This window comes from Ruegeria sp. YTSC192 (genome assembly GCF_059609705.1).
In genome coordinates this window covers 130,133-144,764 of record NZ_JBXWMG010000011.1, presented here as the reverse complement: position 1 = coordinate 144,764, position 14,632 = coordinate 130,133, and the positions used below count along the sequence as shown (strand labels likewise).

At 58.1% G+C, this 14,632-nt stretch carries 15 protein-coding genes and 1 tRNA gene; 4 read left to right on the top strand and 12 right to left on the bottom strand.

The features are described 5' to 3' along the window. Positions 1-42: 42 nt before the first annotated feature. The 6 genes from iolE to iolG form a co-directional block, all read right to left on the bottom strand. Entirely contained in the window at positions 43-942 is a 900-nt protein-coding gene (iolE, locus tag AC2FD8_RS15920) for a myo-inosose-2 dehydratase (protein ID WP_496857702.1), read from the bottom strand. Next, on the bottom strand, positions 939-2,771 hold the full coding sequence (iolD, locus tag AC2FD8_RS15915; protein WP_496857700.1) for a 3D-(3,5/4)-trihydroxycyclohexane-1,2-dione acylhydrolase (decyclizing): 1,833 nt from the start codon (positions 2,769-2,771) through the stop codon (positions 939-941). The genes iolE and iolD overlap by 4 nt, the downstream gene beginning before the upstream one ends. A gap of 69 nt (positions 2,772-2,840) precedes the next feature. Continuing rightward, a complete protein-coding gene (locus AC2FD8_RS15910) occupies positions 2,841-3,659 on the bottom strand; it encodes an ATP-binding cassette domain-containing protein (protein ID WP_496857698.1) in 819 nt (272 codons plus the stop codon). A 1-nt stretch (position 3,660) separates the two neighbouring features. Further along, positions 3,661-4,767: an ABC transporter permease gene (locus AC2FD8_RS15905; protein ID WP_496857696.1), complete on the bottom strand. Its 1,107-nt coding sequence runs from the start codon at positions 4,765-4,767 to the stop codon at positions 3,661-3,663. A 68-nt stretch (positions 4,768-4,835) separates the two neighbouring features. After that, positions 4,836-5,756, bottom strand: a complete 921-nt coding sequence (locus tag AC2FD8_RS15900) for a sugar ABC transporter substrate-binding protein (RefSeq protein ID WP_496857694.1) — start codon at positions 5,754-5,756, stop codon at positions 4,836-4,838. A 122-nt stretch (positions 5,757-5,878) separates the two neighbouring features. After that, positions 5,879-6,892, bottom strand: coding sequence for an inositol 2-dehydrogenase (gene iolG, locus AC2FD8_RS15895; protein WP_496857692.1), 1,014 nt, complete (start codon positions 6,890-6,892; stop codon positions 5,879-5,881). 275 nt (positions 6,893-7,167) lie between these two features. Between iolG and AC2FD8_RS15890 the strand changes: the two genes are divergently transcribed. Then, positions 7,168-8,232 (top strand): Hint domain-containing protein, encoded by a 1,065-nt coding sequence (locus AC2FD8_RS15890; RefSeq protein ID WP_496857690.1) that lies wholly within the window; start codon positions 7,168-7,170, stop codon positions 8,230-8,232. A gap of 177 nt (positions 8,233-8,409) precedes the next feature. Here the strand turns inward: AC2FD8_RS15890 and AC2FD8_RS15885 are convergent. The 3 genes from AC2FD8_RS15885 to AC2FD8_RS15875 form a co-directional block, all read right to left on the bottom strand. Beyond that, positions 8,410-8,486: transfer RNA gene (locus tag AC2FD8_RS15885), tRNA-Arg, on the bottom strand. Positions 8,487-8,507: 21 nt separating this feature from the next. Next, entirely contained in the window at positions 8,508-8,984 is a 477-nt protein-coding gene (locus tag AC2FD8_RS15880) for a GNAT family N-acetyltransferase (protein ID WP_496874321.1), read from the bottom strand. Then, positions 8,985-9,296 carry an ETC complex I subunit gene (locus AC2FD8_RS15875; protein WP_496857687.1) on the bottom strand — a complete coding sequence of 104 codons (312 nt, stop codon included), beginning with the start codon at positions 9,294-9,296 and terminating at the stop codon, positions 8,985-8,987. A gap of 154 nt (positions 9,297-9,450) precedes the next feature. Here AC2FD8_RS15875 and uvrB point away from each other — a divergent pair, with 154 nt between their 5' ends. Then, the gene (gene uvrB / locus AC2FD8_RS15870) at positions 9,451-11,646 is read left to right on the top strand and encodes an excinuclease ABC subunit UvrB (protein ID WP_496857685.1); all 2,196 of its coding nucleotides are present in this window, start codon (positions 9,451-9,453) and stop codon (positions 11,644-11,646) included. A gap of 50 nt (positions 11,647-11,696) precedes the next feature. Next, a complete protein-coding gene (locus AC2FD8_RS15865) occupies positions 11,697-12,308 on the top strand; it encodes a hypothetical protein (RefSeq protein WP_496857683.1) in 612 nt (203 codons plus the stop codon). A 443-nt stretch (positions 12,309-12,751) separates the two neighbouring features. Here AC2FD8_RS15865 and AC2FD8_RS15860 read toward each other — a convergent pair whose 3' ends face one another. After that, positions 12,752-13,042: a hypothetical protein gene (locus AC2FD8_RS15860; RefSeq protein WP_496857681.1), complete on the bottom strand. Its 291-nt coding sequence runs from the start codon at positions 13,040-13,042 to the stop codon at positions 12,752-12,754. A 143-nt stretch (positions 13,043-13,185) separates the two neighbouring features. Further along, positions 13,186-13,605 (bottom strand): excalibur calcium-binding domain-containing protein, encoded by a 420-nt coding sequence (locus AC2FD8_RS15855; RefSeq protein ID WP_496857679.1) that lies wholly within the window; start codon positions 13,603-13,605, stop codon positions 13,186-13,188. A 109-nt stretch (positions 13,606-13,714) separates the two neighbouring features. Between AC2FD8_RS15855 and AC2FD8_RS15850 the strand changes: the two genes are divergently transcribed. Next, positions 13,715-14,197: a HugZ family pyridoxamine 5'-phosphate oxidase gene (locus AC2FD8_RS15850; RefSeq protein WP_496857677.1), complete on the top strand. Its 483-nt coding sequence runs from the start codon at positions 13,715-13,717 to the stop codon at positions 14,195-14,197. Positions 14,198-14,217: 20 nt separating this feature from the next. On the opposite strand, the gene AC2FD8_RS15845 is transcribed toward AC2FD8_RS15850, so the two are convergent. Beyond that, complete coding sequence (locus AC2FD8_RS15845; protein ID WP_496857675.1) at positions 14,218-14,538, bottom strand: antibiotic biosynthesis monooxygenase family protein; 321 nt, start codon at positions 14,536-14,538, stop codon at positions 14,218-14,220. Positions 14,539-14,632 lie beyond the last annotated feature (94 nt).

Sequence of the window (14,632 nt, the reverse complement as noted above, 5' to 3'; positions counted from 1 at the left end):
CTCCTTTTTCATGGCTTCGGTGTTGCCCCTTGGGGCGGTGTGCTATGGGGTTATCTCCAATCCTGCTTTGCCGCAGACGTCGACGATGTGGTCGTAACCCATCTTGGAATACTCATAGGGCGGCGCTTTGGCTGGGTCCTGTTCCGCCTCGACGACGATCCAGCCGTCATAGTCCATCGCTTTCAGCGCATTTGCGACCGCCTGAAAATCAATGCAGCCGTCACTGGGCACCGTGAACGCACCTGCAATCACGGCGTCGAGGAAACTGCGATTGTTTTCCCGCACGTCCTGCACGATAGCGGGGCGGATATCCTTGAAATGCACGTGATGCACACGGTCGCCCCAGCGGTTCAGGGTCGCCATCACGTCACCACCGCCGAACAGGAGGTGACCGGTGTCAAAGCACAGTTTCACCTCGGGGCCTGAGCCCTCCATCAGCCAGTTCACGTCATCCTCGCTTTCGATGATCGTGCCCATGTGGTGGTGATAGGCCATCGGCATGCCCTGATCACCCATCCATTTTGCCAGCTCGGTCAGTTTGGCCGCGTAGGTCAACACCTCATCTTTCGACAGCTTCGGGCGGTCATTGACCGGCGTCCCGATCTGGCCCTGAACAGTGTTGGAGCATTCGGCGTAAACGATGCACGGGCTGTTCAGCGCCACGAACTGGGCGACCTGTTCCTGCACTGCGTCCCGTTCCGTCGCAAAGTCATTGACAAGCGACGCACCGGAGCACCAGCCGCCACACAGCGCGATATCGTTGCCCTCAAGATAGGCGCGCAGCCCCTCGGTATCGCTGGGCATCCGCTGCCCGCGTTCGACGCCGGTGTATCCGATCTGACGGGACTCCTGCAGGGCCTGTTCCATCGTATAGGCCGCCGTCAGGTCCGGCAGATCGTCATTCTGCCACGCGATCGGAGAGATCCCGATTTTCACGCTCATTTGGTGTTTCTTTCCTTGATGGCAACCTCATAGGCCGCGCGTTTTTCATTCACTTCGGGGCGGGTGCTGACTTCGGGCACCGCGACTTCCCACCATGTGCCGCCATATTCGGTCGATGGGTAAGGATCGGTGTCGATGACCACCACATAGGGCCCTTTGATGTCGCCGCGTTTGGCCAGCGCGTCCTCAAGCTCGGCAATCGAGCTGACCTTGACCGAGGCCGCCCCCATCGCCGTCGCATGCGCGGCGAAATCGATGTTCGAGGCGGTCTCATGCACGGTGTGATCGAGCAAGTTGTTAAACTCGGCCCCGCCGGTGCCCATTTGCAGCCGGTTGATGCAACCAAAGCCCCGGTTGTCGGTGATCACAACGGTGAAGGACACACCCATCATCGCCGCCGTCGCCATTTCCGAGTTCGCCATCATATAGGTGCCGTCGCCGGTAAAGCAGATCACGTCGCGATCCGGCTGGGCCATCTTGATGCCCATCGCACCCGCGATCTCATAGCCCATACAGCTGAACCCGTATTCCATGTGATAGGCCCCGGGCCGTGGCGCTTTCCACAGCTTGTGCAGCTCACCCGGCATTGTACCAGCGGCGCACATCACCACCGTGTCGTCATGCGAAGCGCGCTGAACTGCACCCACCACCTGCATGTCGGTGGGCAGAGCGTTCCCGTCCCCCGGTGCGTCGGTCAGCGCGTCTACCTTGCCGAACCAATCCGCCTTCAGAGTGTCTGCCACAGGATCGACACTATAGCCCTGCAACGCGGCGCCCAGTTCCTGCAAGCCAACGCGCGCATCAGATTGCAACGGCATCGCGCCGTGTTTCTCGGCGTCATAGGCGGCCGTATTGAGGCAGATCATCTCGCGCGCGGGGTTCGAGAACAGGCCCCAGGAGCCGGTGGTGAAATCCTGCAGGCGCGTGCCAACGGCCAGCACCAGATCGGCTTCGGCGCAGATGTCATTGGCAGGCTCACCGCCCGTCACACCAATCGGTCCCAGGTTCAGGGGGTGATCCCAGGCCAAAGCGGATTTGCCGGCCTGCGTTTCTGTGATCGGGATATTGTGTGTCTCGGCAAAGCTCTGCAGTGCACCCGTGGCGTCCGAGTAATGTACCCCACCGCCTGCGACTATGACCGGACGTTTGGCCGCTGAAATCGCGGCAACGGCGCGGGCCAGTTCGCCTTCGTCCGGGCGAATACGGCGTTGGAACCAAACACGCGGCTCAAAGAAGCTTTCGGGATAGTCATAAGCCTCGGCCTGCACGTCCTGACAGAAGGCCAAAGTGACCGGTCCGCAATCCGCCGGGTCGGTCATCGTGCCGAAGGCACGCGGCAGGGCAGTCAGCAGATGTTCGGGGCGCGAAATCCGATCATAATAGCGGCTGACCGGGCGGAAGCAGTCATTGGCGCTGATGGTGCCATCGCCAAAGTTCTCGATCTGTTGCAGCACCGGATCCGGCCCCCGCGAGGCGAAGACGTCACCCGGCAACAGAAGAACCGGCAGGCGGTTCACATGCGCCAGCGCAGCAGCGGTAACCATATTGGTCGCCCCCGGCCCGATGGACGAGGTCACCGCCATCGCCCGCGTACGCCGCATCTGTTTGGCATAGGCAATCGCGCAATGCGCCATCGTCTGTTCGTTGTGGCCGCGATAGGTGGGCAACGTGTCTTGGACGCCGTGCAATGCCTCACCCAGCCCGGCCACATTGCCATGGCCAAAGATGGCCCAGACACCTGCGATAAAAGGCTCTCCGGCCTCGTTCATCTGGGCACCCAGATAGCGCACCAAAGCTTGCGCTGCGGTCAGTCGGACGGTCTTGCCCATTGTGATCCCTTTCAACACAAGGCCATTCCGGCCAGTTCTGCGATTTTTTAGATGCCCGAGGGCGCGGCGCTATACCGTTCCGCCCAGTGAGCCTTCAAGCTGGGCCATCTCTTGCCCGCCCGCCATCAGATCCTGAAGCTCTTCCGGCGTGATCTCACCGCGCGTTGCGGTGCCCAGCGTTCTGCCCCGATTCAGCACGGTAAAGCGGTCGCCGACGGCCAGCGCGTGGCGCACGTTATGGCTGATGAACACCACGCCAATGCCCTGATTGCGCACCCTGTCGATGGTCGCCAGCACGTTCGAGGTCTGCCGCACCCCAAGGGCCGAGGTCGGTTCGTCCAAAATCAGGATCTTGGCCCCGAAATAAACCGCCCGCGCGATCGCAACCGTCTGACGCTCGCCGCCCGACAAGGTACCCACCGCCTGATCCGGGCCGCGCAGGTTGATACCCATTTTGCGCATCTCTTCCATGCAGGTGTCATTGGCCGCATCAACGTCGAACCGTTTCAGCAGGCCCTTCCCCTTGGTCGGCTCGCGCCCCATGAAGAAGTTTCGCGTCACGCTCATCAGCGGGATCATCGCAAGGTCCTGGAACACGGTTGCAATGCCCGCCTCCATCGCATCCCGAGGGGTGTCGAAATGCAGCGGTTTGCCTTCGAAATAGATTTCGCCCTTGGTGGGTTTGTGGACCCCGGACATGGTCTTGATGAAGGTCGATTTGCCCGCCCCGTTGTCGCCCAGCAAACAGTGGCATTCACCCGGTTTGACGTCAAAACTGACACCTGCCAATGCGATGATATTGCCAAAGTGCTTTTCGATATTCTTCATCTCGACGATGGGCGCCGCATTTGTCGCTTCGCCATGGTGGAACTTGGTATCTTCGGTCATATCAGCGCTCTCCCGTTACGCGCTTACGGATCGCGTTGTTGAACAGAACGGCGATCAGCAGCATGGCTCCCAGGAACACTTGGAACCAGTCCTGATCGAAATCGGTATAGGTCAGCCCGATGACCACCATGCCGAAGATGATCGAGCCAAAGAATGCCCCGATGGCCGAGCCGTATCCGCCGGTCAGCAGGCACCCGCCGATCACCGCTGCGATGATCGCCTCAAACTCTTTCTGGAAGCCACGGCGCGCATCGGTCGATCCTGCATCCATCACAGTGATGATCGCCACCAGCGCGGCGCAGCAGGCGGTCAGCATGAACAGCGAAATCTTGACACGGTTGACCGGAACACCCGAGTTCGACGCAGCCGTGCTGTCGCCGCCCGAGGCAAAAATCCAGTTCCCCACAGGGGTCCGCAGCAAGACATAGGTTGCAACCAGAGTGATGGCGATGAACCACAGGATCTCAACCGGAATACCGGGCACTTTGGGCGCACCGCTTTTGAACGTGTCGATCATGCCATTCTCGGCCAGCCAGGCAAACAGCCCGCCAAAAGCCTCGCCCGAGAAGAACGGGGCCAGCCAATCATTTTCAACCGCATCCCGCACGCCGCGCAGCTGGGTAGAGCCCCCGGTCGCCAATTTCAGGCCGACCAGCGACAGCCCGCGCAGGATGAACAGGAAGGCCAGTGTTACGATGAAAGACGGCAACCCGGACCGGATCACGATATTGCCGTTGATGGCACCAACACAGGCTGCAAAAACAAATGTCATTGGAATTGCAAGCAACAAAGGCAATTGCCAGGTCACCGCACAAACACCAAAGAACAGACCAGAGAAGGCAACCATAGACCCGATAGACAGGTCAAACTCTCCTCCGATCATCAGCAGTGCAGCGCCGATGGCGAGGATCCCAAGCTGTGCTGCGGGAGTCATGAAATTCATGACTCCGGCCAAGGTGAACATGGACGCGTCAGCTGTTACCATGAAGAACAGAAAAACCAGAACAGCCCCTGCCATGGCACCCAATTCAGGCCGTTTCATGAGCTTGGCTAAAAATGATTCCTTCTTGACCCTTTCGTCCGCTGCGACGGGCGCTGATTCAGTCATAATTCCCTCCCATAGAGCGGGATCGGCGCAGGCGCGCCGACCCTATTTTCAGTCAGCCCGATCCGAGCTTAGCGGATACCCTGCGACGACAGTTCCACAACCTGAGCTGCCTTGTCCTGCGTGATCAGGTTCGGACCCGAAGGTACGTTGCCACCCGGCATCAGGCCATATTTGGCGTGCAGGCCCATGAAGTTCACCGACAGGTAGCCCTGCAGGTACTGCTGCTGGTCGATGGCGAATGCGGCATCGCCATCAACGATCGACTGCAGGAAGTTGGCCGACAGGTCGAAGGACGCAACATTCACATCACGGCCCGACGCTTTGGCGGCGGCAACAGCTGGTTCACCGGCCGAGCTTGCGCCCAGAGCCATCACAGTGTCCACGCTCTCATCCGAAGCCAACGCGGCGGCAACCTTGGATTCGATCTCTGACGGATCGTTCGAGGTTGGCAGAACGGTCACGTCGCCACCGAAGCCCTCGGCGAAGCCTTCACAGCGCAGATCGAGCGATACGTTGCCGACCTCGTGGTTCACACAGATCGCGCTTGAACCACCCATCGAGGCCAGTTCCTCACCCGCTGCTTTACCTGCATCGAACTCATCCTGACCCACGTGCAGCAAAGCACCCAGTTCCTTGGCAACTTCCGCGCCCGAGTTGATCGAGATCACCGGGATACCTGCCGCAACGGCGCGTTCGATTGACGGGCCAAGCGCATCCGCATCGGGGATCGAGACGATCAGACCATCGGGTTCCTGATTGACAGCGGCGTCAATCAGCTGGGACATCGCCACCATGTCAAAGGTCTCGGGCGCGCGGTATTCCACGTTCACACCGACATCCTTACCGGCCTGCTCAACGCCGTTTTTGACCACGTTCCAAAATGCGTCATTCGCCTGGCCGTGCGATACGACCACAATCTCCTGCGCAAATGCAGGCGTGGCGAGGGCCAGGGCACCAGCCGCCAACGCGCCTTTTACGAACTTGTTCATTATATCTCCTCCCATAAGAACAGTTTGTTTTCTGTCGAGGCGTCAGCCCCAATCATTCGGATAGACCGAATCTCTTGCACTCCGGAAACCGGCGGAGCTTTGCACAGTTTCCGGAAATCCCGTCATTTTGCAACCGGTTTCAAAATTTCAGCCAGATGAACCGGCTTACCGGTCTGTGCCGATAGCGTTGCTGCCTCGGCCATGGCCAGGGCTGCAACACCATCCTCCAGCGACACCGGAACCTGCGCACCCGAGGCCGCTGCCTCTACAAAAGCGGCCCATTCGGCCTGATAGGCGGGCATATAGCGTTCCAGAAAGAAATAGGTCGGTTTAGCCCCAACAACGCCGGCGGATGTCGATTTGACTACCGTGTTTTCAAGCATGTTCTGCGCCTGCAGAAGACCTTCTGAACCCAACAGCTCGACCCGCTGATCATAGCCATAGGCTGCCCGGCGGGAATTCTTGATGGCCGCGATACGACCATCCGCATAAGTCATTGTGACAACAGCGGTATCCACGTCTCCGGCCGCGCCGATTTCCGGGTCGACGATCGAAGAACCAACTGCCGAAATCGTTTCCGGGACCCCTCCCATCAGGAAATTCGCCATGTCGAAATCGTGGATCATCATGTCCCGGAACAGGCCACCCGAAACCTTTACGTAGCTCACCGGCGGAGGGGCCGGGTCGAAAGAGGTGATGGACAGTAGTTCGGCCTTGCCGATCTCGCCTGCGTCTACGGCCGCCTTCAACGCCGAAAAGCTGGGATCAAACCGACGGTTGAAGCCGATCATCACGGGCTGACCATGGGCGGCAACCGCCTGCTGGCAGGAAATGGCGCGCTGAAGGTCCAGATCGACGGGCTTTTCGCATAAAACTGCCTTGCCCGCCGCTGTTGCGGCTTCGATCAGGTCCGAATGCGTGTCGGTCGGCGTCGCGATCAGCACCGCGTCGATTTCAGGGTCCGCTATGATCTGGTCCGACGCCCGGACCTCGGCGCCGTGGTCATTGGCCAGATCCTCTGCAGCCTGGATCATGGCATCCGAAACAGCGCACAACATGCTGCCCGGATGGGCCGCGATAGCCCGCGCGTGCACCCGTCCGATCCGTCCGGCGCCCAGCAATCCAACCTTCAACATCCAAACCCTCGAATCCTGTTCTCTGGCGCAACAATGGATTTTTTTGCAACCGGTTGCAACAACATTGTAGCCTTTGTTCAGGTACGGATGCACTTAAAGGCGCAGGCCTCACCTCATGTTCGGTCCAAAGCGGTCCACGAGGGGCAGCGAAGTACGAGGCCTCTGGGTAACATGTTCTTGTATGAACACGAGTCCGGATAGATATCCCGATCAAACACGATAGAAACGCGTTTTGTAGCCAGCGGCTGAATACCGAAATGCGAACAGGATGTTGAATGGTACTGCGTAGCTTCTTTGCAATTGACAGCGAAAACATGGTGGTTACGGACAGCCCCAGTGCTGGGATCATAGGCACATCGATCCGCAACAATTCGGACACACCAAACGGTACTGTTTTCCAATATACTGCGGGCGGCGGAACAACAGTCACTGTAGATGACACCTCGGGCAATCCGGATGTGTTCGAAGATGATCAGGCCTTTGGACACACCATCACCGATGGCGGCGACATTGTGGCCAATGGCGCACCTGTCGAATCCGAGTCCTTCATCGACATTCGGCAGCTTGACGAAAGCAACCAGCCAACCGGCCCAGTCATCCGGCTGTATGTCTTTTCGCAAAACGGCGTGTTCTCGGATGTCTGGGGCTTTGCGGCCTCGGAGCGGCTGACAGATGGGGCCTCGTACATCAAGGTTGCCGGATCGAATGCAGGATCATCGCTGTATTCGGACTATGTGGCTTGCTTTGCTGACGATACATTGATTGAAACCGCCGACGGCCCGGTTCCCGTTCAGCAGATCCATGTGGGTCAGCAGATCTGGACACAGGACAACGGCCTGCAGCGCGTTCTGTGGGTCGGCAGCACCTCCGTTCCGGCCACCGGGCGCTTTGCCCCTGTGGTCTTTTCCCCCAACACGCTGGGCAACCCAAGTGAACTTGTCGTCTCGCAGCAGCACCGGATGATGATCGACGCCAGTATGGCCGAGCTTCTGATTGGCGCGCCCCGCGCATTGGTGGCAGCCAAATTCTTATGCGGTATGGAGGGTGTATCGATTCGCGAGGGCGGGCACGTCAACTATTGGCATATCATGTTCGATCAACATCAGATCATCAGATCTGACGGCGTGTTAAGCGAGAGTTTTTTCGTGACCCCAACCTCACTCGGCACGCTGGATCACTCTCAGCGCCTTGAAATACTGTCGCTTTTTCCCGAACTACGCGGAAATCCCGGCGCATATGGGCCGACGGCTGCACCCATTCTAAAATCACATGAAGCGGCTGTACTCAGGTCCCATCTCAGCCGTTTGAGCACCGCAGAATCCCGCATAACAGCGCAGTAACTACGGGAATCCCCCAATTTCGCGGTCCGCAGGCATTTGGTAACTATTAAATACTGATTTACCTACCACTCAGTAACCCTCTTAAGAAGGGCTGGCACGACCCCCTCAGCCAGCCCTTCTGACCCTCCCCCGCCAAAAAGACGTCCGGATCGGACAAGCCGCGTTTTCTGAGTGAAATGGCGATCCCTGAAGGACTCGAACCCTCAACCTGCTGATTAGAAGTCAGCTGCTCTATCCAGTTGAGCTAAGGGACCGCTGTGCCCTTCTTGCTGGTTTTAAAGGCGGGGTTCAAGAGCCAAGCGCATGAAGGCGCTGTTTGGATCATCGTCGTAGCCATGGATCGGGCCACAATAGGAATAACCCAACACCTCATAGAGCCTACGCGCAGCCTCATAATCCGGCAGATGCGCAGCGCCCGTTTCAAGCACAAGCGCTTTTATGCCTTCCTTGGCCGCCAGGTCGGCAAGATGTGCCATCATCACGCGCGCCAAGCCCCGACCACGCGCAACTTCGATGACGTGAACGGATTTCACTTCGGCGGTACCATCGGGCAGCGTCTTCAACGCACCACAGCCCAAGGCGCGGCCCTCTTCGAATAGCCCCCAGAAACGAATGCCCTCACCAGCCAGAGCGTCAGGCCCCATAGTGTGATTGCTCTCTGCCGGACCAGCTTGTTCGCTATGGGCAAAATGCGCCTCAATTACAGGGCGCAGAACATCCGACGTCGGATCAGCCGGTCGAATTTCGATCATTTAGTGCGTCCAGGGGCTGCGACGGTCCGTTGCGAAATTTTCCCCATATCCGCGCGGACGCAGGTTGAGCTTGCGCTTGTGCGGCTCGCTGACCTGAACGTCAATACCATTGTCCTTGGCGTAATCCAGCGCCTCTTCCCTGGTATCGAATTTTAGACGCACCTGGGTCTGGGTATCATCGGACGACGTCCAGCCCATCAACGGATCAACCTCACGCGATGACGCAGGCTCATATTCCAAAACCCACTTGCGGGTCTTGGCCATGCCCGAGGTCATCGCATTTCGCGAAGGCTGGTAAATCCGTGCGCGCATCTCGCCTCTCCGTACTCACTTTGTTGGCTTTGTTTATGCGCCACAGCATCCATTCGGACAAGTCCGCAATTGTCGCAATTGCGTGCAATGGAAATGCCCCCTTGAACCGGAACAAAAACAGATCAAAATCAGGCGCGAAAGGAATCCCCCCTCTATGGCCTATGCTCATTCCGACAAGACTCAGCTGACCTCAGAAGATATCCGCGCCCGCCTGAAGCTGGAAGGTGGCAAAGCGTTTGTCATGCACACCGATTTTTCCCCCGCAGGCGACCAGCCCACGGCTATCAAGGAACTGGCGGGAGGCGTTCTGGACGGCGAGCGTGACCAGGTTCTGCTGGGCGCGACCGGGACGGGCAAGACCTTCACCATGGCCAAGGTGATCGAGGAAACGCAGCGTCCCGCCATCATCCTTGCGCCCAACAAGACACTGGCCGCGCAGCTATATGGCGAATTCAAGGGCTTCTTCCCCGAGAACTCGGTAGAATATTTCGTGTCTTACTACGACTACTACCAGCCCGAGGCCTATGTCGCGCGGTCGGACACCTATATCGAGAAAGAATCCCAGATCAACGAACAGATCGACCGCATGCGCCATTCGGCAACGCGGGCGCTGCTGGAACGGGACGACGTGATCATCGTCGCCTCGGTGTCCTGCATCTACGGTATCGGCTCGGTCGAGACTTACGGCGCGATGACGCAGGATTTGAAGGTGGGCAGCGAATATGACCAGCGCCAGATTATGGCCGATCTGGTTGCCCAGCAATACCGCCGCAACGATCAGGCGTTTCAGCGCGGGTCGTTCCGGGTGCGGGGCGATTCTCTCGAAATCTGGCCTGCCCACCTTGAGGACCGAGCCTGGAAGTTCTCGTTCTTCGGCGAGGAACTGGAAACCATCACCGAATTCGACCCGCTGACCGGCGAACGCAAGGACACGATGGAGCAGGTCCGCGTCTATGCGAACTCGCACTACGTCACACCGAAACCGACGATGCAGCAGGCCATCATCGGCATCAAAAAGGAACTGCGCATCCGCTTGGATCAACTTGTCGGCGAGGGCAAGCTGCTGGAAGCGCAACGTCTGGAACAGCGCACCAATTTCGATCTGGAAATGCTTGAGGCCACCGGCGTCTGCAACGGGATCGAAAATTACTCGCGCTACCTCACGGGTCGCGCGCCGGGTGAACCACCCCCGACCCTGTTCGAATTCATCCCCGACAACGCCATTGTCTTTGCCGACGAATCCCATGTCTCGGTCCCGCAGATCGGCGGCATGTACCGGGGCGACTATCGGCGCAAGTTCACGCTGGCCGAACACGGGTTCCGCCTGCCGTCCTGCATGGACAACCGCCCGCTGAAGTTCGAAGAATGGGACGCCATGCGCCCGCAATCCGTCTTCGTCTCGGCCACCCCGGCCAAGTGGGAGATCGAACAGACCGGCGGCGTCTTTACCGAACAGGTGATCCGCCCCACCGGGCTTTTGGATCCCGAGGTCGAAATCCGACCCGTTTCGATGCAGGTCGACGACCTGCTGGACGAGGTGCGCAAGGTCGCCGCTGACGGCTATCGCACGCTGGTCACCACGCTGACCAAACGCATGGCCGAGGACCTGACCGAATACCTGCACGAACAGGGCATAAAGGTGCGTTACATGCATTCCGACATCGACACGCTGGAGCGCATCGAAATCCTGCGCGACCTGCGGCTGGGGGCGTTCGACGTGCTGATCGGCATCAACCTGCTGCGCGAAGGACTCGACATCCCCGAATGCGGTCTGGTCGCCATTCTGGACGCGGATAAAGAGGGCTTCCTGCGGTCCGAGACCTCTCTGGTGCAGACCATCGGCCGCGCCGCGCGGAACGCCGAGGGCCGGGTGATCATGTATGCCGACAAAATCACCGGCTCGATGGAGCGCGCCCTGAACGAGACCAACCGCCGCCGCGCCAAACAGCTCGCCTATAACGAAGAACACGGCATCACGCCTGCGACGGTGAAGAAGAACGTCGAGGACGTTCTGGCCGGTCTTCACGAAGGCGATGTCGACATGAACCGTGTCACCGCCACCATCGACAAACCGATGCACGGCGCGAATCTCGAGGCCCATCTGGACGGGTTGCGCGATCAGATGCGCAAAGCCGCCGAGAACCTGGAATTCGAAGAGGCCGCCAATATCCGGGATGAGATCAAACGTCTGGAAGCGGTCGATCTGGCCATCGCCGACGACCCCATGGCGCGTCAATGGGCGGTTGAGAAGGCGTCTGAGGATGCAGTGAAATCGCGTGGGCGTTCAACGGCTGGGAGGCCGGGGCAAAGGGGTGGGAATGTGAAAAGGCGCAGAAAAAATACAAGTTAAACAACCGTACACTGCATGCTAGCATCTCTGTACATTTTTATGGAGAGATTATGATACGTGTGAGTTTTACCAAGTTCTTGGAATTTATCGCTCAAACTGGTGAACCTAAGGCAACAACCGCGCTACAAGCTTGGAGGCAAAGCAATACGCCATACGACCCTGCGCGAGACTACTACAAGCGCGTGCGTGAGGAACTGATAGGCTTCGAGAAATTCGCCAATGAAGTGGATTGGGATGAGTTCGTAGCAGCACAAAACCCAAAAAAGCAAAAGAACTTTGAAACAACCATTGAAAAATATTTCAAATGGCGTGGAAATTTCGATGACGTAAGTTGGTTCGACCCACCTCGTGGTGATTGGTCGACTCCAGAATTCCAGCTCTCGATAAACCCAGAGCTCGGTCTGCGCCTAGATGGGCAGAACCATGCCGTGAAGCTTTTCTTCAACAAAAAGAAGCTGTCCAAACTTAAGGCTCAAATGGCGGGACTGATTATGGACAAATCTCTGTCTGATAAACTGCCACAAACCAGTTATTCAATTTTTGATGTTAATGAAAGGAAGCTTCATACGTTTACGTCAGCGACGGAAAAGTTGGAATTCCTTTTAGTAGGTGAGACGGCTCATTTGAATGCTATGCTTGGCGCAATTCGAGGTCGCGAATAGCATGCTATCTATAGGTGATTGATGGTACCATTCCGGAGGCCTGATTTTTGAGTGACTCTTCTTTTATAAATCGTCTCCGGAAAAAAGCTGACTCCTACTTACGCGACTTTGAAGGAGTCAGCTTCGGTAGTGTCTTCGCCAACGGCACTAGAGGGAAGCTCCTCTTTCTGCTTTTCTCACTGCTACTCACATTCTTCGAACCCGGTTATTGGACCCATCCGCGCGCTCCATATATTTTGGTTGGTGTTCTCCTATTGCTTTTCGCACAAGAACTGCTGAGCCTGATCGCCATTGCTGTCGCCCGAGTCACTTACAACTCACGGAGCTAGCAAGCGTAGGATGGGTTTCCAACCCATCACACTACGGCCACCTGAACGCATGATGGGGTAGAACCCCATCCTACACACCGGCCAAAAACGGGCGGGGAAACCCCCGCCCAAACTTCACCCCTTATCCCAATGGGCAATCACATCATACCCAACCGGTGTCGGCGGGCCTTCCATGAACTCGGCGAAATGCCCCCACAGCTCGGCCACTTTGGGCGCGTTTGCGTTTGAGGTCGCCTCGCTCTCGACAACCGAGATCACATAGCCCGAGCCGTCCTCGTTCATCACATTGGTAAAGCTGTGTATCCCCGGCATGCCCATGATTTCGGATTTCAATTCGTTCATCTTCGCCGTCGCCGCTTCGCGCGTGCCGGGCTTCATCTTAAATTGAGTTACGCGTGCAAACATCTTTGTCCTCCCAAACTGGGCGAAATTGCCCGATGGAGGCACCAGATTGGTACCAACGCAGCAAATTATAGCATGATCTGGCAGATTTCCGCAGCGCCACAGGCAAAGCGGTCGCTGCTACGAAAGCTCTCAACCCACGGGATTCAGGGCCTGATGAATTTGGCGTCGCCCACAGACCTTTGGCTGGCGCTGGTTTCGCGGGGCGTGGTTGTGCCCGGCGAGGGGGCCGTTTGACGCTGCGCAACATCTGATCCGCAGGCCACCCCATCACCATCCGGATCGTTGCGCGGATGATAGCCCGCATAGCCTTCGTAGAACGCACCGAACCCCATGGCCCGAGAGGCATCGCACCCGGCCAGCGCGATCAGGTGGACCATGGCCTCATCCCGGCCATAGTCTGAAAGGCGCACGAACATATTGAACGAAATCAACGCGACGGTCAGCGGCAGGCACAGAACCATAAGCAGAATACGCACCGGAGAGAGCGCGCGCCGCCGGGCAGCTTCGGCCCGGCGCTGACGTTTGGATGGCAAGGGATCGTCCAGAGTGGATTTGCGAGGCATAATGCCACCGCAATACCGAAGATTTGTGGCGAAGCCGAGGCAGAACACGCCTCGCGTACAAAAGCCGTTGCCGTTAGGATCACCCTCACGCTCATCAATGCGAGGCACAATGCCAACCAAAGCCCCCTACCAGCCGCTTGACGACGCCGCCCGCGACCTGATCCGGGAGCTGATGGATGAGGCTACCCATGCAGCGCTGGCCGTTCTGAGGCCGGGCACCGCGATGCCATCAGTTTCGCGGATTGCTCTGGCCACAGATGCCAAGGGGCAGCCGATTTCGTTGATTTCAAGCCTGTCGGACCATAGCCGGGCGCTGCAAGACAACCCGGCCTGCGCCCTGTTGATCGGGAGCCCCGGCCCCAAGGGGGACCCGCTGACGCATCCTCGGCTGACCTTGCACGCGACGGCCCATTTGGTTGCTAGAGGAACGGCGGATCACGACGACCTCCGCCAGAGGTACCTGTCACTGCGCCCGAAGGCCAAACTCTATGCGGATTTCGCCGATTTCAGTTTTGTCCGCTTCGAGATTGAAGATGGGTTGCTGAACGGCGGGTTTGGCAAGGCCCACCGCATTGATGCAACAGACATCTGACGCAGAGCGCAGGGTCTGCGTTAATTGAAGGTCTCAGCCACGTCATACATGACCGGCTCGAAACTCTTGCACAGCTCATTGATCTTGCGGTTACGTTCGCGCATTTCCGGTGTGCGCAGCATGGCCAGAAAATCCTCGCGCCGTTCCCATTGCGAATAATTGGCAATCCGGGTTTGGGCGTCGTTGACATGCAGACCGGCCGATACAAAGCCGGGTTGTTTTGAAATGAATTCGGAATAGGCATCGGTCAGCGCCTCGAGCAGATCCTGACAGGTGCCGGGTGTCATCTCAAATGTGGTAATGACGGTCTGAACGCTGGCGGTTTTGGCTATGGTCGGCATCTGGGTCCTCCTTTTGGCTTACCCTCAGCCTAGCACAGGTTTCGAAAACGTCTTGTCTTTCCTGTCGCCCAAAGCGAAGCCGCCCCGGGAAAGA